The sequence below is a fragment of the Mesorhizobium sp. ISC15 genome (genome assembly GCF_037162615.1).
GTDB lineage: Bacteria > Pseudomonadota > Alphaproteobacteria > Rhizobiales > Rhizobiaceae > Mesorhizobium > Mesorhizobium mediterraneum.
Genome location: NZ_JAVSPX010000001.1, coordinates 4,500,521 through 4,517,827 on the forward strand (window position 1 = coordinate 4,500,521; position 17,307 = coordinate 4,517,827).

19 protein-coding genes and 1 pseudogene are annotated in these 17,307 nt (G+C 61.7%); 6 read left to right on the forward strand and 14 right to left on the reverse strand.

Translation table 11 applies throughout. From position 1 onward, the window contains the following. Positions 1–8 precede the first annotated feature (8 nt). From RPG13_RS21685 to RPG13_RS21705, 5 genes are all read right to left on the reverse strand, one after another. On the reverse strand, positions 9–740 hold the full coding sequence (locus tag RPG13_RS21685; protein ID WP_095485291.1) for a peptidase: 732 nt from the start codon (positions 738–740) through the stop codon (positions 9–11). Between the two features lie 31 nt (positions 741–771). Beyond that, positions 772–1,566 carry a transglutaminase family protein gene (locus tag RPG13_RS21690; protein ID WP_095485292.1) on the reverse strand — a complete coding sequence of 265 codons (795 nt, stop codon included), beginning with the start codon at positions 1,564–1,566 and terminating at the stop codon, positions 772–774. 7 nt (positions 1,567–1,573) lie between these two features. Beyond that, on the reverse strand, positions 1,574–2,515 hold the full coding sequence (locus tag RPG13_RS21695; protein WP_095485293.1) for an alpha-E domain-containing protein: 942 nt from the start codon (positions 2,513–2,515) through the stop codon (positions 1,574–1,576). A gap of 21 nt (positions 2,516–2,536) precedes the next feature. Beyond that, positions 2,537–3,949 carry a circularly permuted type 2 ATP-grasp protein gene (locus RPG13_RS21700; RefSeq protein WP_164897880.1) on the reverse strand — a complete coding sequence of 471 codons (1,413 nt, stop codon included), beginning with the start codon at positions 3,947–3,949 and terminating at the stop codon, positions 2,537–2,539. A 172-nt stretch (positions 3,950–4,121) separates the two neighbouring features. Beyond that, complete coding sequence (locus RPG13_RS21705) at positions 4,122–4,358, reverse strand: Lrp/AsnC ligand binding domain-containing protein (RefSeq protein ID WP_023674883.1); 237 nt, start codon at positions 4,356–4,358, stop codon at positions 4,122–4,124. Positions 4,359–4,632: 274 nt separating this feature from the next. On the opposite strand from RPG13_RS21705, the pseudogene RPG13_RS21710 reads away from it, so the two are divergent. Beyond that, positions 4,633–4,746 (forward strand): annotated as a pseudogene (locus RPG13_RS21710) (DUF4864 domain-containing protein); the annotation flags it as partial. Between the two features lie 27 nt (positions 4,747–4,773). Here the strand turns inward: RPG13_RS21710 and RPG13_RS21715 are convergent. The 7 genes from RPG13_RS21715 to coaD all read right to left on the reverse strand — a co-directional run bounded on the left by RPG13_RS21715 (position 4,774) and on the right by coaD (position 10,686). Further along, positions 4,774–6,159: a hypothetical protein gene (locus tag RPG13_RS21715; RefSeq protein ID WP_337125973.1), complete on the reverse strand. Its 1,386-nt coding sequence runs from the start codon at positions 6,157–6,159 to the stop codon at positions 4,774–4,776. Positions 6,160–6,333: 174 nt separating this feature from the next. Next, a complete protein-coding gene (tgt, locus tag RPG13_RS21720) occupies positions 6,334–7,464 on the reverse strand; it encodes a tRNA guanosine(34) transglycosylase Tgt (protein WP_127204112.1) in 1,131 nt (376 codons plus the stop codon). Further along, the gene (gene queA / locus RPG13_RS21725; RefSeq protein ID WP_337125974.1) at positions 7,457–8,572 is read right to left on the reverse strand and encodes a tRNA preQ1(34) S-adenosylmethionine ribosyltransferase-isomerase QueA; all 1,116 of its coding nucleotides are present in this window, start codon (positions 8,570–8,572) and stop codon (positions 7,457–7,459) included. Before queA ends, tgt begins: the two co-directional genes overlap by 8 nt. Positions 8,573–8,584: 12 nt before the next feature. Further along, positions 8,585–8,863 carry a hypothetical protein gene (locus RPG13_RS21730; protein WP_337125975.1) on the reverse strand — a complete coding sequence of 93 codons (279 nt, stop codon included), beginning with the start codon at positions 8,861–8,863 and terminating at the stop codon, positions 8,585–8,587. A gap of 115 nt (positions 8,864–8,978) precedes the next feature. Next, complete coding sequence (locus tag RPG13_RS21735) at positions 8,979–9,491, reverse strand: peptidylprolyl isomerase (protein WP_091593716.1); 513 nt, start codon at positions 9,489–9,491, stop codon at positions 8,979–8,981. A 28-nt stretch (positions 9,492–9,519) separates the two neighbouring features. Beyond that, the gene (locus tag RPG13_RS21740; RefSeq protein WP_337125976.1) at positions 9,520–10,110 is read right to left on the reverse strand and encodes a peptidylprolyl isomerase; all 591 of its coding nucleotides are present in this window, start codon (positions 10,108–10,110) and stop codon (positions 9,520–9,522) included. 75 nt (positions 10,111–10,185) lie between these two features. Then, complete coding sequence (coaD, locus tag RPG13_RS21745; protein ID WP_337125977.1) at positions 10,186–10,686, reverse strand: pantetheine-phosphate adenylyltransferase; 501 nt, start codon at positions 10,684–10,686, stop codon at positions 10,186–10,188. 298 nt (positions 10,687–10,984) lie between these two features. Here coaD and RPG13_RS21750 point away from each other — a divergent pair, with 298 nt between their 5' ends. Beyond that, on the forward strand, positions 10,985–11,137 hold the full coding sequence (locus RPG13_RS21750) for a hypothetical protein (protein ID WP_095485300.1): 153 nt from the start codon (positions 10,985–10,987) through the stop codon (positions 11,135–11,137). 58 nt (positions 11,138–11,195) lie between these two features. On the opposite strand, the gene gyrA is transcribed toward RPG13_RS21750, so the two are convergent. Continuing rightward, positions 11,196–13,997, reverse strand: coding sequence for a DNA gyrase subunit A (gene gyrA / locus RPG13_RS21755; protein ID WP_126106452.1), 2,802 nt, complete (start codon positions 13,995–13,997; stop codon positions 11,196–11,198). A 191-nt stretch (positions 13,998–14,188) separates the two neighbouring features. Beyond that, positions 14,189–15,043: a helix-turn-helix transcriptional regulator gene (locus RPG13_RS21760; protein WP_292502711.1), complete on the reverse strand. Its 855-nt coding sequence runs from the start codon at positions 15,041–15,043 to the stop codon at positions 14,189–14,191. 120 nt (positions 15,044–15,163) lie between these two features. On the opposite strand from RPG13_RS21760, the gene RPG13_RS21765 reads away from it, so the two are divergent. The 4 genes from RPG13_RS21765 (at position 15,164) to RPG13_RS21780 (ending at position 17,300) form a co-directional block, all read left to right on the forward strand. Beyond that, a complete protein-coding gene (locus RPG13_RS21765) occupies positions 15,164–15,700 on the forward strand; it encodes a hypothetical protein (protein ID WP_292502710.1) in 537 nt (178 codons plus the stop codon). Positions 15,701–15,733: 33 nt separating this feature from the next. Next, positions 15,734–16,111, forward strand: a complete 378-nt coding sequence (locus RPG13_RS21770; RefSeq protein WP_337125978.1) for a VOC family protein — start codon at positions 15,734–15,736, stop codon at positions 16,109–16,111. A gap of 164 nt (positions 16,112–16,275) precedes the next feature. Next, positions 16,276–16,905, forward strand: coding sequence for a MarC family protein (locus tag RPG13_RS21775; protein ID WP_029352879.1), 630 nt, complete (start codon positions 16,276–16,278; stop codon positions 16,903–16,905). After that, positions 16,902–17,300 (forward strand): nuclear transport factor 2 family protein, encoded by a 399-nt coding sequence (locus tag RPG13_RS21780; protein ID WP_292621621.1) that lies wholly within the window; start codon positions 16,902–16,904, stop codon positions 17,298–17,300. Before RPG13_RS21775 ends, RPG13_RS21780 begins: the two co-directional genes overlap by 4 nt. The last annotated feature ends 7 nt before the right edge of the window (positions 17,301–17,307 follow it).

Genomic DNA, 17,307 nt, shown 5'->3' on the forward strand with positions numbered 1-17,307 from the left:
CGGGCCGTCTATTCGGGAAAATCAGGCAAGCTCGCAAAGGCAGTCTTCAGCGCGTTCGACCAGCCGTCTGAGATGGTGCGGTAGTATTGATCGTCCTGGGCTATCCGCTTCTTCAGGCTGACCTTGTAGGCGTCCTTTTCGTAGAATAGCAGGTCGAGCGGCAGACCGACCGACAGGTTCGATTTCAGCGTCGAGTCGAACGAGACCAACAGTAGCTTCACCGTCTCGGCGAAACTCATCGTCTTTTCATAGGCGCGGATGATGATCGGCTTGCCGTATTTGGTCTCGCCGATCTGGAAAAACGGCGTGTCGTCGGTCGATTCGATGAAATTGCCTTCCGGATAGATCATGAACAGCCGCGGCGCGCTGCCCTTGATCTGGCCGCCGAGGATGAAGGAGGCATTGAAATAGGAATCCGCCCTGTCGCCGGTTGGTGACGAACTGGCGATGACTTCCTTGACGGTATCACCGACCATCCGCACCGTCTGGTACATGGAGGGCGTTTCGAGCAGTGTCGCGTGGCGATCACCAACTGCCTTGGTGCGCTCGTCGAGCAGGCTGACGACCGCCTGCGTCGTCGCCAGATTGCCGGCCGACATCAGCACGATGACGCGCTCGCCTGGCTCCTCCCAGACATGCATCTTCTTGAAGGTCGAGATCGAATCCATGCCGGCATTGGTGCGCGTGTCCGACATGAACACGAGCCCGCGATCGATCTTCAAGCCGACGCAATAGGTCATCGAATCTCTTTGGCAGCAATCTTGCCGGGGATTACTGCTCCACCGTGACGGTGACCGCAAGCTGTTCTTCCGCTTGTCCCAGCCGAATTCCCGATACGGGCGTGGCGTCGCGGTAGTCACGGCCGGTCGCCACCTTTACATAGCGTTCGTCGGGCGAAATGCCGTTGGCGACGTCGAACGCGACCCAGCCCAGGCCCGCAACATGCGCCTCGGCCCAGGCATGGCTTGCCGCCTGCTCGACCGCAGCATCCATCATCAGATAGCCGCTGACGTAGCGGGCCGGAAACCCCATGGCGCGCGCGGCGGCGGCAAAGATGTGGCTGTGGTCCTGGCAGACGCCGGTCTTGAGCGCCAGCGCGTCCTCGGCCGGGGTCGTCGCGTTGGTGGTGCCTGGCGTATAGGCGACACGCTCGCCGATCACGGCCATCAGCCGGTGCAACCTTTCGATATCGGTCCCCTCGCCGACCGACGCCGCGAGTTCGCGAATGCCGCTGCCGATCGTGGTCAACGGCGTTTCATGGCCAAACAGCCAGAGCGGCGCGAAGCCCTGGTGTGGCCCGGAGACGCCCGATGTGTCGCGTGTCACCACCTCGCCTGATGCCTCGACGGTGATGAAATCGCGCTCGCCTTCGACGCTCAACAGTCGCGTGTCGTTGCCGAAATGGTCGCTGAAGCGCACTTCCTCGCGAGCCCCTTCGATCTTCAGCGACCAGGACAAGACGGTCTGCGTCGATCCGCTGACCGGAAGCAGCCGCAGCCGCTGCAGCAGATAATGCACCGGCGCATCGTAGCGGTATTCGGTCCGGTGGGTGATCTTCAGCCGCATGGCTTCCTCAATAGAATCGATAGTCCTGCGCGATCTCGTCGCCGAGCCTGATGTTGTCGCGGATGAAATTCGCCAGGAATTCATGCAGGCCGGCGTCGAATATGTCCTTGATCGAGCCGGCCGCCAGCATGGCCTGGGTCTTGCCGGCTGTCGCATGACAGGCATGGCGCTCGCCATAATCGTCGCCCAGGAATCTGAGATGCTCCGTCAGGAAACGATAGCAGAAGGTCAGCGAGCGCGGCATGCGAACGTTGAGGATCAGATAGTCGGCGATGTTGCTCGGCTTGTAGTCGGCCTCGTAGACCCAGCGATAGGAGCGATGCGCCGACACCGAGCGCAGGATCGATTCCCACTGGTAATTGTCGAGCGTGGAGCCGACCCACGAGATCGACGGCAACAGCACGTAGTATTTCACATCCAGGATGCGTGCCGTGTTGTCGGCGCGTTCGACATAGGTGCCGAGCTGCGAGAAATCGAAGATCTCATTGCGCAGCATGGTGCCGTAGAACGAGCCGCGGATCAGGGCCGTCTCGCGCTTGATCGCGTCGAGCACACTGGGCAGGTCGCGCTCGTCGATCGGCCTGGCCAGCATCCGCTTAAGCGACATCCAGGCTTCGTTGATGCTTTCCCAGGTTTCGCGCGTCAGCGCAGTGCGCACCATGCGGGCATTGTTGCGGGCCGTCTCGATCGACGCCATCGTGCTCGACGGGTTCGATGTGTCGCGCAGCAGGAAATCGGCGACGTTGGCGGCGGTATAGTCGGAATATTTCTGCGTGAAGGCAGCATCCGAGCCGGCGCTGAGCAGCACCGAATTCCACTCTTCGGAGGCATTCTGGGTGCGGGTCAGCGCCATGCGCAGCCCGGCATCGACCAGCCGCGCCATGTTTTCCGCCCGCTCGATATAGCGGTTCATCCAGTAGAGCCCGTTGGCGGTGCGGCCTAAAAGCATCAAAAAACCTTCAAGTGAAAATTAATCATCGAGCACCCACGTATCCTTGGTGCCGCCGCCCTGCGATGAGTTGACCACCAGCGAGCCTTCCTTGAGCGCCACGCGCGTCAGCCCGCCCGGCACGATCTGGATGCGGTCGGAAACCAGCACATAGGGCCTGAGATCGACATGGCGCGGCGCCAGTCCTTTGTCGGTCAGGATCGGACAGGTCGACAGCGCCAGTGTCGGCTGGGCGATGTAGTTCGACGGTTTTGCCGCGAGTTTCTTGGAAAAATCCTCGCATTCCTTCTTGGTCGCCGCCGGCCCCACCAGCATGCCGTAGCCGCCGGACCCGTGAACTTCCTTCACCACCAGTTCATGGATGTGTTCGAGCACATATTTCAGGCTGTCCGGCTCCGAGCAGCGCCAGGTCGGGATGTTGCCGAGGATCGCCTTGCGGCCGGTGTAGAATTCGACGATCTCGGGCATGTAGGAATAGATCGCCTTGTCGTCGGCGATGCCGGTTCCCGGCGCATTGGCGATGGTGATGTTGCCGGCGCGGTAGACATCCATGATGCCCGGCACGCCAAGTGCCGAGTCCGCCCGAAACGTCAGCGGATCGAGGAAAGAATCATCGACCCTTCGATAAAGCACGTCGATCTGCTTGTAGCCTTCGGTCGTGCGCATCGCGACATGGCCGTCGACGACGCGCAGATCCTGTCCCTCGACAAGCTGCACGCCCATCTGATCGGCAAGGAAGGCATGCTCGAAATAGGCGGAGTTGAAGCTGCCAGGCGTCAGCACGGCGATGGTCGGCGCGCCCTTGGTGCTTTGCGGCCGCACCGCTGCCAGCGATTGGCGCAAGAGCTGCGGATAGTTTTCCACCGGCCGTACCTTGATCTGCTGGAACAGCTCGGGAAAGAGCTGCATCATCGTCTCGCGGTTCTCCAGCATGTAGGAGACGCCGGACGGCGTGCGCGCATTGTCCTCCAGCACGTAGAACTCGTTCTCGCTGATGCGCACGATATCGACGCCGATGATATGGGTGTAGACGCCCGCCGGCGGCCGCACTCCGATCATCTCCGGCAGGAACGCCTCGTTCTTGGCGATCAATTCCTTGGGGACGCGCCCGGCGCGCAAGATCTCCTGGCGGTGGTAGATATCGTCGAGGAAGGCGTTCAGCGCCTGGACGCGCTGCTCGATGCCTTGCGTCAGCCGTCGCCATTCATTGCCGGATATGATGCGCGGAACGATATCGAAGGGAATCAGGCGTTCGGAGGCTTCCTGCTCGCCATAGACGGCAAAGGTGATTCCGGTCTTGCGAAAGACGCGTTCGGCGTCCTGCATCTTTTCAGTAAGCCTGGCCGGATCCTGCTCCTTCAGCCAGCGATCGTAAGCCGAATACGGTTTTCTCAATCCGGAGATTTCCGGAAGCATTTCGTCGAACGCTGCCAATCGCATACTCCCCTGTGAGGCCATTTCACTGGCGTCACCGGAGAAAATCAAGCGCAATCGGCGATTTGGAGGATGCGGGCGATCAGTATGTGGTGGCTGCCTAAAATTAGGGCAGCACCAATATGGCTGCGATCAGGCTTTGCCTTATGTCCAGGCAGGCGGCAGGCGCTGCTCAGAACGCGCGAAAGGTGACGACCGTGAACGTGTCCTTGATGCCTGGAAGAATCTGCACCTTCTCGTTGACGAAATGGCCGATGTCTTCCTCGTCGTCGACGTAGAATTTGGCGAGCAGATCGTAGTTGCCGGCTGTCGAGTAGATTTCCGAAGCGATCTCGGCATCGGCCAAAGCGCTGGCAACGTCATAGGCCTTGCCCAGATCGCACTTTATCTGCACGAAAAATGCCTTCATTGACCGGTCCTGCTCAAGCTTGCGCCTACAGCGCCGCGCGTCCTTCAGAACGCGCAAAGGACGCTGTAGCACTTTGATTGCGCATGATCCTTTCCGAAAATCGATTCCGATTTTTGGGGTCATGCGCATAGGCGGCCCTTGTGGCAGACTGCCGCGCGGCTTTCAAGCATCAGGACGGCGCTCAGGCAGAACCCGATTTAAAGGAAGAAGCTTAACTGCGGCCGGACGGCGAATGTTCGCGGCTGCTGAAACCGTGAAGCGCCGCCGACCGTATGTTATCGTCGGGCCGGATGGCAAGGATTACACGGCCGTCTACACGCAACAGCCCGACGGCAGCTTTCGCATCACCAGCTGCAGCCTGCGCGCTTCCACTTCGCTGAGCACCTGAGCGCGTGCCCGAGCCGCGACGGTCTGATCAATCGCGCCGCCGGTAAAGCGTCCAGCTCAGCCCTGATAGGCCCCAGTTCCTTGACGCATCAATTCGCTCATAGGCAAGTGCGCAAGCCGACGCGGGTTCGACCCGTTTCGATTGTATGTCAGGATCACCCTCCATGATCAGCCAAGCGGGACGTCGAATGCACAGTTCGTCTTTCGGGACGAACCAAGCCTGACGGCCTGTCCGCGCTGCAAAGTAGTCGACGACCATCGCAGTCCGGAAGTCGTGGTTGCTGGCATAGGTGGTGGCACCGTTTTGCGTCATCTGCCCCACGATCAAGGCATAGGAACCGCGGCCATATTCGTAGAACTGCAGCAGCGACGATATGCTGCCGCTCATCATGACCGCGAGCGCTCCTGCCGCCAGATATCTTTTGAACCCGCCCGCATCGAAGCCGCGACCGAGCATCTCGCCAGTCCAAAGCAGCAACAACGTTCCACTGACGATGAAATAGCGTGGGATCTGGAGATTGGGCAGATTCGCTGCGCACATGAGGGCAGGCAATCCCACAATTCCGATGACGTAGAGACTGGCCCGACGATCACGCGATATGCCGGCAGAGATGCAGACCATGCCGCAGGCAGCAGCGATGCAGGTCCAATCGCCAATCCAGGACGGCAGGCCCAGCAGATATCTGATCACCCCGCCATATCCCTTTGCGAACGCCTGGAACGAGAAAGGCGAAACACCCCCGACGACGAAGCCGGACAGCTGGGCGCCGACGACCACGCAGATGGCCAACGGCAGCACCGCAAGGACGGCAGGCGTGAAAGTCAAACCGACGTCAGCGAGTGTGCGGCCAATCCTTTCCGTGCGCAGCCAAGTGACCCATGTGGTCCAGGCTACAAGGACCGGCACCATTTCGATCATCGTGAGGTGAGACAGCAGGCCCAGCAGGATCGCCGCGGCCAAAGCGATGACCGATGAACCTCTTTTGTCGAGCCAGCGTTCCAGAAAAACCACAGAAAGGAGCGTGAACAGCACCAGCCCGGCGTAGCCGCGCGCTTCCGAGCCGTAGTGGACCATCGGATAGCTCACTGCAAACAGCAGACTTGTGGAAATCATCGCCCATCGCCCGCGTGGCACTGCTGCAGCTGCAACAATCGTGCTGGCGCCGAACGCGATGGACAGGCCTCGTTGGAGCAGCGGCGAAGTATCAGGGCCGATCAGATACAGATAGGCCGAATTGAGGAAATGATTGTTGTCGTGATTTACGCGCCAGAAGATCTGGTTGATCGAGGTGAGCGGCTCGATGAGAGAAAAACTCCAGATCTCGTCCAGCCAGAGATCGCCGCGTGCGCCCAGCAACCGCAGAACAAGGCCAGCCACAACGATCGCAAAAATCGCAAGCGATGGCTTGGCCATCCATCGCCGGACCGACATGAAAGAAGAGGCGCAAGGTTCGGCAACGCCGTTCGTCCGCGCCGTCACTTCTGAAGCTGAAGCTTGTCCCGAGACGAACAGGTTCTTGGTCCCCGCCCAATGCCATGCCGGCAATGCTTATTCGTCAGTCGTTTCAAAACAGTTCCCGGACAGGCTTTAGCGGGCTGGAATATCGCCCCTTGCCCAGCCCTCAGAAATTTCCACCGCCCGAGCCTCGAAGGCGCCGGCCTCGATGGCGGCACGAATGTCCTGCATCAGCTTCTGGTAGTAGGAAAGATTGTTCCAGGTCAGCAGCATCGCCCCCAACGCCTCTTGCGAGCGGACCAGATGGTGCAGATAGGCGCGCGAATAATCTCTGGCGGCCGGGCAGTCGCTCTCCTCGTCCAGCGGGCGCGGATCGTCGGCATGGCGAGCGTTGCGCAGATTGACCTTGCCGCGCCGTGTATAGGCGAGGCCATGACGGCCGGCGCGCGTCGGCATCACGCAATCGAACATGTCGATGCCGCGCGCCACCGATTTCAAGATGTCGTCAGGCGTGCCGACACCCATCAGATAGCGCGGCCTGTCCGCCGGCAGCTCCGGGCAGGTGATTTCGAGCATTTCGAGCATCACCGCTTGCGGCTCGCCGACGGCCAGCCCGCCTATCGCATAGCCCTTGAGGTCCATCGCTTTCAGCGCCTGCGACGAGCGCAGCCGCAAGGCCGGTATGTCGCCGCCCTGGACGATGCCGAACATCGCCTTGCCCTGCTGATCGCCGAATGCCGTCTTGCAACGCTCGGCCCAGCGCAGCGACAGCTCCATGGCCCGCTCGATCTCTTTCTCCATGGCCGGCAGCGCTGTGCATTCGTCGAGCTGCATCTGGATGTCGGAATCGAGCAGTCCCTGGATCTCGATCGAGCGCTCGGGCGACATCTCATAGGCGGCGCCGTCGATGTGCGAGCGGAAGGTGACGCCCTTCTCGGTGAGTTTCCTCAGCTTCGACAGCGACATAACCTGGAAGCCGCCGCTGTCGGTCAGGATCGGATGCGGCCAGCGGGCGAATTCATGCAGGCCGCCAAGCCGCGCCACACGTTCGGCGCCGGGCCGCAGCATCAGATGATAGGTGTTGCCCAGGATGATGTCCGAGCCGACGCCACGCACCTGATCCATATACATGGTCTTGACCGTGCCGCCGGTGCCGACCGGCATGAAGGCGGGCGTGCGGATTTCTCCGCGCGGCATGGTGATCGCGCCGCGCCGCGCTTTGCCGTCGGTCGCCAGCACCTCGAAGGTAAACGCCTTAGTCATTGAATTCCTTGTGTATACCGGACGCGCGTCCATCGTTCTCCTCCTTGAACAGCAGACTTGCGTCTCCGTAGGAATAAAACCTGTAGCGGTTCTCGATCGCATGCGCATAGGCCGCACGCATCGTTTCCAGACCGCAAAACGCCGAAACCAGCATGAACAGCGTCGAGCGCGGCAGATGGAAATTGGTCATCAGCATGTCGGCGGCCTTGAAACGGTAGCCGGGCGTGATGAAGATGTCCGTCGGGCCGGACCACGCGGCGAGCCGGCCGTCCTCCCGCGCAGCGCTTTCAAGCAGGCGCAGCGACGTCGTGCCGACGGCGATGATGCGCCCGCCACGCGCCTTTGCCGCGTTCAGCGCCTCGGCGGTTTCCGGGCTGACCGAGCCGATCTCGGCATGCATCTTGTGATCGGCGGTGTCGTCGACTTTCACCGGCAGGAACGTGCCGGCGCCGACATGCAGGGTGACGAAGCGCCGCTCGACGCCTTTGGCATCGAGCGCGGCGAAAAGCTCCGGCGTGAAATGCAGGCCGGCCGTGGGTGCCGCCACGGCGCCCTCCTCCCTGGCATAGATGGTCTGGTAGTCGCTGCGGTCGTGCTCGTCGTCATCGCGCTTCGAGGCGATGTAGGGCGGCAACGGAATGTGGCCGACGGCATGCAGCGCCTCGTCGAGGAATGGACCTGACAGGTCAAAGCCAAGCAACGCCTCGCCGGCCTCGCCCTTCTCGATCACCGTGGCATCGAGCTGGCCGAGAAAGCAGGAATTGGTGTCATGGCCGAAATGGATGCGGTCGCTAACGGCGATGCGCTTGCCCGGCCGCATGAAAGCCAGCCAGCGGTCGGGAGCCACCCGCATGTGCAGCGTGGCTTCGACTTGCGCCGCCGCTTCGCCGCGCCGCCTGATGCCTTTCAACTGCGCCGGAATGACCTTGGTGTCGTTGAAGACCAGCACATCACCGGCCTCGAGCAGGGTCGGTAGCTCGCGCACCGTCCGGTTCTCAAGCCCCTCACCCGGCCTGACAACCAGCATTTTGGCGCTGTCGCGCGGTTCTGCCGGTCGAAGCGCGATGCGCTCCTCCGGCAGATCAAAGTCGAAAAGGTCGACGCGCAAGAAAATCCCGCCTCAAGGTTCCGGGCAGGTCACCGCCCAGGCGCCAACACCGTCGATGCTCAGCGTGCCGCCCATTGCGAAATTGGACTGTTCGCGGGCCTTGACCAGTCGCAGTTTGGCGACAATCGAGCTGATACCCTCGTCGGTGAGATCGATCGCCATGTGCTGGTCGTCCTCGAATGCCTGTCCGACGATCACTTTCGTCGATCCCGGCTGACCGTCGGTGGTCCATGTCTTGCCGCCGGCATCCAGCCACACGCGCGCGACTGCGATCGCGGCGGTGTTTCCCATCAGGACATCGATCGATGCCGCGTCGCCTTCAGCGCTGCAACGATCGATTCCGTCGCCAGCGCCGAAGTGGCCGCCGCGACAAGCATCAGAGTGATAGCCGCGACAGCCCGGTAGATCATTTCACGTCGGCCGCGACCTTCAGCGACACGATCTTGTCGGGATCCGGCACCGGCTCGCCGCGCTTGATCTTGTCGACATTGTCCATGCCTTCGATGACCTGGCCCCAGACCGTGTATTGGCGATTGAGGAAGGCGGCATCGTCGAAGCAGATGAAGAACTGCGAGTTGGCCGAGTTCGGGTTCTGCGAGCGCGCCATCGAGCAGGTGCCGCGGCCATGGTTGGCGTTGGAGAACTCGGCCTTCAGGTCGGGCTTGTCGGAGCCGCCCGTGCCGGCACGGGCGGGCGCGAAAGAGGGCTTGCTGGAATTGCCGAATTTCACATCGCCGGTCTGCGCCATGAAGCCGTCGATGACGCGATGGAACACCACGCCGTCATAAGCGCCTTCGCGCGCCAGTTCCTTGATACGGCCGACATGGCCGGGCGCCAGATCGGGAAACAGTTCGATGACGACCTTGCCCTTGGTCGTTTCCATGATGAGCGCGTTCTCGCGGTCCTTGATCTCGGCCATGTCAGAATATCCTTTGAAACTAATGGGTTTACTTGCCGTCGGCGGCGATGCGCACCTTGATCATGCGATCTGGACCGGTGACAACCCCGTTCTGCGCCTCGTCGCCTTTCTTTATCTGGTCCACCAACTCCATGCCTTTCTCGACATTCCCGACGATGGTGTACTGGCCATCGAGCGGCGGTGCCGGCGCAAACATGATGAAGAACTGCGAATTGGCGGAATCCGGGTCCTGCGAGCGGGCCATTCCGACGACGCCGCGCACGTAGCGCTCGGATGTCGAGAATTCAGCCGGCAGGTCGGGAAGATCGGAACCGCCGGTACCGACAGCATCGGCGTTGAAGCCGTTCTTCATGTTGCCGAATTTCACGTCGCCGGTCTGTGCCATGAAGCCGTCGATGACGCGGTGGAAAGCGACGTTGTCGTAAGCGCCCTGGCGCACCAGCTTCTTGATCTGCTCGACATGCTTCGGCGCGAGATCAGGCCTGAGTGCGATGGTCACGTCGCCGCCCTTCAGCGTGATGATCATGGTGTTTTCCGGATCGGCGGCGAAGGCCGAAACAGATGCAGCCACGAGGCCGAAAAGAACGACAAAGCAAGTAGCGAGCCTTTTGAGCTGCATGGATCTTTCTCCGAAAACCTTTGTTTCATGCATGTCGATGTCCCGAAACCGGGTTCGACTTTTGGGCGACATGCATTATTTCGCGAATTTGGCAGTGAGCGCGCCGGCCACAGCCGCTGGCACGAAGGGGCGGATGTCGCCTCCCATCGAGGCTATCTGACGGACAAGTGTGGCGGTAATGGTTCGCACCGAAGGGCTGGCGGGTAGAAAAACCGTCTGCAATTCCGGCGCCATGGTCTCGTTCATGCCGGCCATCTGCATCTCATAGTCGAGATCGGTGCCGTCGCGCAGGCCACGGATCATGATCGAGGCGCCATGCTTCCTGGCCGCGTCGATGACCAGCCCGTCGAAGTCGACGACCTTGATGCGGGCGCCGTCACGGCCGAATTCGGCCTTCGTCGCCGCTTCGATGAGGCCGACCCGTTCCTCGAAGGAAAACAGCGGCTTCTTGCCGGGATGAATGCCGATCGCCGCATAGACGGTGTCCGCCACGGCCAGCGACGCCTTCAGCACGTCGAGATGGCCGTTGGTCAGCGGGTCGAAGGAGCCGGCATAAAGGGCGATGCGTTCGGTCATGGCAGGTGCTTCTAGCGAGCCTCTCTCGCAAAGGCAATCCGATCAGCGAGCCGCCAATGCATGTCGCCCAAAGTGCGCAGCGGTTTTGGGACAACGACATGCACCCAAACAGGGACTCAAATGCGCATCGCCTGGGCCACGTTAATCGCGATGCGCTTTGAGTGAACCTTTTGACCGAAATGAACGACAGATGAACGGGCCGATCACAGAGGCTTCACGCAGCGTTCACTAGGTTGCAGCTTCAGAAGATGAAACCAAAACCCCATTTAAACGTTGTTAGGCGCAGGAGAACACGCACATGCTGATCTACATGCTCGCCGCCGCAATGACCGTCGCCATGCTGATTGCCACCGTATTCGGGTTGCATCAGGAAGCAGGGCGTGTCCGCGCCAAGGCCAATACCAAACGGTTCGAAGGCTTCGGTATCCGCAAGCCTTATCGCCACTTCTGAACCGGCCGTTATTTGTTGACGGCGCCGGCCCATCGGGCCGGCATTTCCCCATCAAGGCCTACTCGCCGCTGTTGTCCGGGTCAGCACCGGCATCCGGGCTGGCGTTGCCCTCAACACTCTCTTCGGCTTCCTCGTCCGATTGCGGTTCCGATATCCGCTCCACCGAAACGACCTTCTCGCCGTCGGCCGTGTTGAAGATGGTCACGCCCTTGGTGGCGCGGCTGGCGAAACGAATGCCGTTGACCGGCACGCGGATGACGGTGCCGCCGTCCGAGACAAGCATGATCTGGTCGTCGTTGCCGACCGGGAAGGTCGCCACCAGGCGACCGATCTCGGCCGCTTTCGACACGTCGGTGGCGCGAATGCCCTTGCCGCCGCGCCCTGTAAGGCGGAAATCATAGGAAGACGAACGCTTGCCGTAGCCATATTCCGTCACCGTCAGCACGAACTGCTCATGTGCCTTGAGGAATTCGTAGCGCTCGTCGGAAAGCTCCGTCTCCTCGCCAACCTCTTCATTGGTAAGCTGGATGTCTTCGTCCTCGCCGGCCGCAATGCCGGCGGCGAGCCGCCGTTCGGCCACCACCCGCTTGAGATAAGCGGCGCGCTCGGCCGGCGGCGCCTCGACATGTTCGATCACCGCCATCGAGATCACCCGGTCGGTGGGAGCCATGGCGATGCCGCGCACGCCGACCGAGTTGCGGCTCTGGAAGACGCGCACGTCGCTGACCGAGAAGCGGATGCACTGGCCGGAGCTTGCGGTCAAAAGCACGTCGTCATTGTCTGTGCAGGTCTCGACGCCGAGAATCTCGTCGCCTTCCTCTTCCAGCTTCATGGCGATCTTGCCGTTGCGGTTGACCTGGACGAAGTCCGACAACTTGTTGCGGCGCACCGTGCCGCGCGTGGTGGCGAACATCACGTCGAGCTCGCCCCAGCTGGTCTCGTCCTCGGGCAGCGGCATGATGGTGGTGATGCGTTCGCCCTGCTCCAGCGGCAGCATGTTGATCAGCGCCTTGCCGCGCGACTGCGGGTTGCCGATCGGCAGGCGCCAGACCTTTTCCTTGTAGACGATGCCACGCGAAGAGAAGAACAGCACCGGCGTGTGCGTGTTGGCGACGAACAGCCGGGTGACGAAATCCTCTTCCTTGGTCGACATGCCGGAACGGCCCTTGCCGCCGCGACGCTGCGCCCGATAGAGCGACAGCGGCACGCGCTTGATGTAGCCGGAATGGCTGACCGTCACGACCATGTCCTCGCGCTGGATCAGGTCCTCGTCTTCCATATCCGCCCCGCCCTCGGAGAGCTCGGTGCGGCGCGGCGTGCCGAACTCGTCGCGCACGGCGGCAAGCTCGTCCTTGACGATCTGCTGAATGCGGGCGCGGGACGACAGGATGTCCAGGTAATCCTTGATCTCGTCGCCGATCGTGTTCAACTCGTCGGCGATTTCGTCGCGGCCGAGCGCGGTCAGGCGCTGCAGGCGCAGTTCGAGGATGGCGCGGGCCTGTTCCTCGGACAGATTGTAGGTGCCGTCCTCGTTGATGCGGTGGCGCGGATCGTCGATCAGCAGGATCAGCGATTCGACGTCGCCCGAGGGCCAGCGCCGCTCCATCAACTGCTCGCGCGCCGTCTGCGGGTCCGGAGCGCTGCGGATCAGCTTGATGACCTCGTCGATGTTGGCGACAGCAATGGCAAGGCCGACCAGCACATGGGCGCGGTCGCGCGCCTTGCGCAGCAGGAATTTCGTGCGCCGGCTGATCACATCCTCGCGGAAGGCGACGAACGCCTTCAGCATGTCGGTTAGCGTCAGCAATTCCGGCTTGCCGCCGTTCAGCGCCACCATATTGGCGCCGAACGACGTCTGCAGCGGCGTGAAACGGTAGAGCTGGTTGAGGATGACGTCGGCGACCGCGTCGCGCTTCAGTTCGATGACGACGCGGTAGCCTTGGCGGTCGCTTTCGTCGCGGATGTCGGAAATGCCCTCGATGCGCTTGTCGCGCACAAGCTCGGCCATCTTCTCGATCATCGACGACTTGTTCACCTGATAGGGAACCTCGGTGATGATGATCGATTCACGGTCATTGCCGCGTTGCTCAATATTGACGCGGCCGCGCATGACGATGGAGCCGCGGCCGGTCGAATAGGCGCTGTAGATGCCGGAGCGGCCAAGCACGATGCCGCCGGTCGGGAAATCCGGCCCCGGAATGATCTCCATCAGCGCCGGCAGGTCGATTGCCGGATTGTCGATGAGGGCAATGGCGCCGTTGCAGACCTCGCCCAGATTGTGCGGCGGGATGTTGGTGGCCATGCCGACGGCAATGCCGCCGGAGCCATTGACCAACAGGTTCGGGAAGCGCGCCGGCAGAACTTTCGGTTCGCTGCCGGACGCATCATAAGTGTCCTGGAAATCGACGGTGTCCTTGTCGATGTCTTCCAGCAACTCATGCGCGACCTTGGTCAGCCGCGATTCAGTATAACGCATCGCCGCCGGCGGATCGCCGTCGATCGAGCCGAAATTGCCTTGCCCGTCGATCAGCGGCACGCGCAGCGACCAGTCTTGCGCCATGCGCACCAAGGCGTCGTAGATCGAGGCGTCGCCATGCGGATGGTATTTACCCATCACGTCGGCGACCGGGCGGGCCGATTTCACATATTTGCGGTTCCAGTGGTAGCCGCTCTCATGGGCGGCGTAGAGGATGCGGCGATGCACCGGCTTCAACCCGTCGCGCACGTCCGGCAGCGCACGGCTGACGATCACGCTCATGGCGTAATCGAGATAGGAGCGCTGCATCTCCTCGATGATGGATATCGGCTCGATGCCGGTGGGGCCGCCGTCGGCGCCGCGCGGTGTCTTCTGGTCGGTCAAATCAGGTCACAATCTAATCAGGAATCACTCGGTGCTTATATAGGAAGCCGGGCCGAAACTCCAATGTCCGCGGCAGTTTTCCAGTGGCGATTTTTGTGGTGATTTCAAAAGGATATCACCGATTGCGACGATATGGCCGAGGCGCATTTCGTGGCGACCGGCGCAAAGCTCATTGTCAGGCCAATTTTGCTTCACAACGCCGGAACGGCAGATGTGCTCGGCGCTTTATTACCTCGCTGCCGGAGCCGGTAGGCGCCAGGCGCCTCCCCCATCACGCGCCGGAAACGGCGGTTGAAGGTCGACAAATCGTTGAACCCCGCCTCGAAGGCGATCGTCGAGATCGCCTCGTCCGACATGCGCAGCCGCACCGCCGCCCTGTGCAGCCGGGTCTTCAGCAGGAACTGGTAGGGCGTCACGCCCGCCACGTGCCGGAAGCTGCGCAGGAAATGGTAGGGACTGGTCGCCGTCTCGCTTGCAAGCTCGGCAAGCGAGATCGGCCTTTCGGCGTCCTTTTCGATGCGCCGTACCGCCTCTGCGACACGTTTCTGGTCGCGGCGGCTCGGCACCCGGGCAGCAGGCGTGACGCCGGAGGCGACGGCCGCGCCGGCAATGCGCAGGGCGAGTTCCTCGAACGCTTCGATGTCGGCCATCTCGCGCGCGGCTTCCGCCTCGGCAAGCAGCGCTGCCAGCGCCGGCAAGGGCGGCAGGCGCGGCATCTTGAAATTCAGCTTCTTTGCATCCGGCATGCCGGCGACGATCTGTTCCATATAGGCCGGCTCGAAATGGAAGGAGAGGCAACGGTCGCCAGCGCCATGCTCGTGTCCGCATTCATAGCATGTGCCGGGGTTGCCGAGCAGAAGCGCGCCCGGCGCCAGCATCGCTGTTCCCTGTTGCGCTCGGTAGCGGAAGGTGCCGCTGGTCACCACGGCGACGCAGAACTTGCGATGCTCTTCCTCGAACGGGCGATCAGCTGCGCCGGCGGTGCAGATCACGTCCGACACCTGCCAGCCTCGCCCAGACGCCAGTGTATGCGCGCTTGTCGTCATGGCTCGAAAGATAGCAATTTTTCCCAAGCACAGAACCCTGCTGCCGCCTATTCTTCCCAATCTCCTGACAAGATGGGGCTGCTGACAAGACGGGGCTCCTGCCAAGATGAGGTCGAAATCATGCTCAATTCATCTTCCTTTGCCGAAGCCTTGCACAGCGAGGGGCCTGCGGGGGACTTGGCGGAAAAACTGAACCTTTACGGCCGCTTCGTCGGCCCCTGGACATTCGATGCCACGCGCCATCTCGAAGACGGCCAGGTGCTGACAGGGCGCGGCGAGGTGCATTTCGGCTGGGTGCTCGAGGGCCGCGCAATCCAGGACGTATGGATCCTGCCCGCGCGGAACACTGGCGCACAGAATTCCCTCGGCAAATGGACCTTCTATGGCACGACACTGCGCGTCTATGACCCCGGCGTCGACGCCTGGCACATCTTCTGGAGCGATCCGCGCACCCAATATTACAGCCGTCAGCTCGGCCGCGCCGAGGGCGACACCATCGTCCAGCAAGGCGCAGACGGCACCGGCGCCTCGGTGCGCTGGAGTTTTTCCCGCATTACCGAAAATTCATTCCGCTGGCTGGGCGAACGCTCGCAGGACGACGGCGCGACCTGGCGGCTCGAAGTCGAGTTCCTGGCGCGGCGCACAACTGGAAACTGACGGCCCAACATATTGTAAAAAAAGGAGAAAAAGATGCTGGATCATGTCTCGATCGGCGTCCGCGATACCGACGCCTCGAAGCGTTTTTATGATGCCGCGCTGAAGCCGCTTGGCTATACCTGTCTCAGCCAGTCGCCGGGCTCGCTCGGCTATGGTGCGGAGGCGGTGTCGCTGTGGGTGAACGAGGCTCAGCGCCCGGTTTCGGCCGACGGCGAGTCCGGCCTGCATTTCTGCTTTGCGGCGCCGACGCGGAGCAGCGTCGACGCTTTCCATGCGGCCGCCTTGCGTGCGGGCGGCAGTGACAATGGGGCACCTGGCCTGCGCGCCAGCTATGGCGAAAACTATTACGCCGCCTTTGTCGTCGACCCGGATGGCTATCGCATCGAGGCCTATTGCGGAGCGGCCGGCTAGGCTCACCCTGCCCCATCAAGGTTGCCGAACTCCCGCCGCTCAAACGGTTTCCACTGACCCTGCTTTGCTCTACCAATGCCAAGATTGGGCAATGCCAAGATTGGGCAATGCCAATATTGGGGCAATGCCAGTATTCGGGCACGGCCCGGCGGGGAGGGTCAGAGATGCCGAGCTTCGACAGCCTGTTCAACGCCTTCGTCACCATTCTCGTGACCATCGACCCGCCTGGCCTGGCACCACTCTTCCTCGCGGTGACCCGCGGCATGAACCGCGAGGAGCGCAACCAGGTTTCCGTGCGCGCCTCGATCATCGGCTTCCTGGTGATGGCGCTGTTCGCAATCGCTGGCGCATCGATCCTGTCGGTGTTCGGCATCACGCTGCCGGCCTTCCGCGTCGCCGGCGGCTTTCTGCTGTTTTTCATCGCCTTCGAAATGGTGTTCGAGCGCCGGCAGGACCGCAAGGAGAAGATCGGCGATGTCGCCATCACCAAGGATATGATCCACAACATCGCCGCCTTCCCGCTGGCGATCCCGCTGATCGCCGGTCCGGGCGCGATTTCAGCGACCGTCCTGCTGTCCGGCTCATTTCCAGGTTTTGGCGCGCAGGCAGCCCTTGTCGGCATCATCGCGATCTGCCTTGTCATCACCTATCTGGTTTTCGTGCTGGCCGAGCGCATCGACCGTATCCTCGGCCAGACCGGCCGCTCCATCCTGACGCGGCTGCTAGGCGTCATCCTGGCGGCGCTTGCCGTGCAGTTCGTCGCCGACGGCATCAAGGCGCTGATGGCAGCATGATGTCAGATCCGGTAACCGATCCCAAGATTGTCGAGCTGGAGCTCGCCTTATTGCGAGCGCCGACCCGCTATGACCCGGATTTTCTTGAAACCGTGCTCGACGACGACATGATCGAGTTCGGAAAATCCGGCAATGAATATGACAAGAGATCGATTCTGGCAGCGCTTCCTGCGTCGAAAGCCGAACCGGCACCGGATGATGAGCTGGAAATGACCGACGTCAGAACAGTTCAATTGGCGCCTGAGGTGGTGCTTTTGACTTACCGGCTAAGGCCCAAGAAAGAAAAAGCTATTCCATCACTGCGCAGTTCCATATGGAAACGCACCGATGGGCACTGGCGATTGGTATTCCATCAGGGAACCCGAGCCGCGTCCGAAGAAACAAACGGTCCCTGAACGCGGG

What these genes read in the sequence shown, in the direction of transcription:
- RPG13_RS21775 (WP_029352879.1), top strand. Translation starts at nt 16,276, where the DNA reads ATGCCGAGCTTCGACAGCCTGTTCAACGCCTTCGTCACCATTCTCGTG.
- RPG13_RS21685 (WP_095485291.1), bottom strand. Translation starts at nt 740, where the DNA reads ATGACCTATTGCGTCGGCTTGAAGATCGATCGCGGGCTCGTGTTCATG.
- RPG13_RS21765 (WP_292502710.1), top strand. Translation starts at nt 15,164, where the DNA reads ATGCTCAATTCATCTTCCTTTGCCGAAGCCTTGCACAGCGAGGGGCCT.
- RPG13_RS21705 (WP_023674883.1), bottom strand. Translation starts at nt 4,358, where the DNA reads ATGAAGGCATTTTTCGTGCAGATAAAGTGCGATCTGGGCAAGGCCTAT.
- RPG13_RS21750 (WP_095485300.1), top strand. Translation starts at nt 10,985, where the DNA reads ATGCTGATCTACATGCTCGCCGCCGCAATGACCGTCGCCATGCTGATT.
- coaD (WP_337125977.1), bottom strand. Translation starts at nt 10,686, where the DNA reads ATGACCGAACGCATCGCCCTTTATGCCGGCTCCTTCGACCCGCTGACC.
- RPG13_RS21735 (WP_091593716.1), bottom strand. Translation starts at nt 9,491, where the DNA reads ATGGCCGAGATCAAGGACCGCGAGAACGCGCTCATCATGGAAACGACC.
- RPG13_RS21780 (WP_292621621.1), top strand. Translation starts at nt 16,902, where the DNA reads ATGATGTCAGATCCGGTAACCGATCCCAAGATTGTCGAGCTGGAGCTC.
- RPG13_RS21770 (WP_337125978.1), top strand. Translation starts at nt 15,734, where the DNA reads ATGCTGGATCATGTCTCGATCGGCGTCCGCGATACCGACGCCTCGAAG.
- tgt (WP_127204112.1), bottom strand. Translation starts at nt 7,464, where the DNA reads ATGACTAAGGCGTTTACCTTCGAGGTGCTGGCGACCGACGGCAAAGCG.
- RPG13_RS21740 (WP_337125976.1), bottom strand. Translation starts at nt 10,110, where the DNA reads ATGCAGCTCAAAAGGCTCGCTACTTGCTTTGTCGTTCTTTTCGGCCTC.
- RPG13_RS21695 (WP_095485293.1), bottom strand. Translation starts at nt 2,515, where the DNA reads ATGCTTTTAGGCCGCACCGCCAACGGGCTCTACTGGATGAACCGCTAT.
- RPG13_RS21690 (WP_095485292.1), bottom strand. Translation starts at nt 1,566, where the DNA reads ATGCGGCTGAAGATCACCCACCGGACCGAATACCGCTACGATGCGCCG.
- RPG13_RS21730 (WP_337125975.1), bottom strand. Translation starts at nt 8,863, where the DNA reads ATGGGAAACACCGCCGCGATCGCAGTCGCGCGCGTGTGGCTGGATGCC.
- RPG13_RS21715 (WP_337125973.1), bottom strand. Translation starts at nt 6,159, where the DNA reads ATGGCCAAGCCATCGCTTGCGATTTTTGCGATCGTTGTGGCTGGCCTT.
- RPG13_RS21760 (WP_292502711.1), bottom strand. Translation starts at nt 15,043, where the DNA reads ATGACGACAAGCGCGCATACACTGGCGTCTGGGCGAGGCTGGCAGGTG.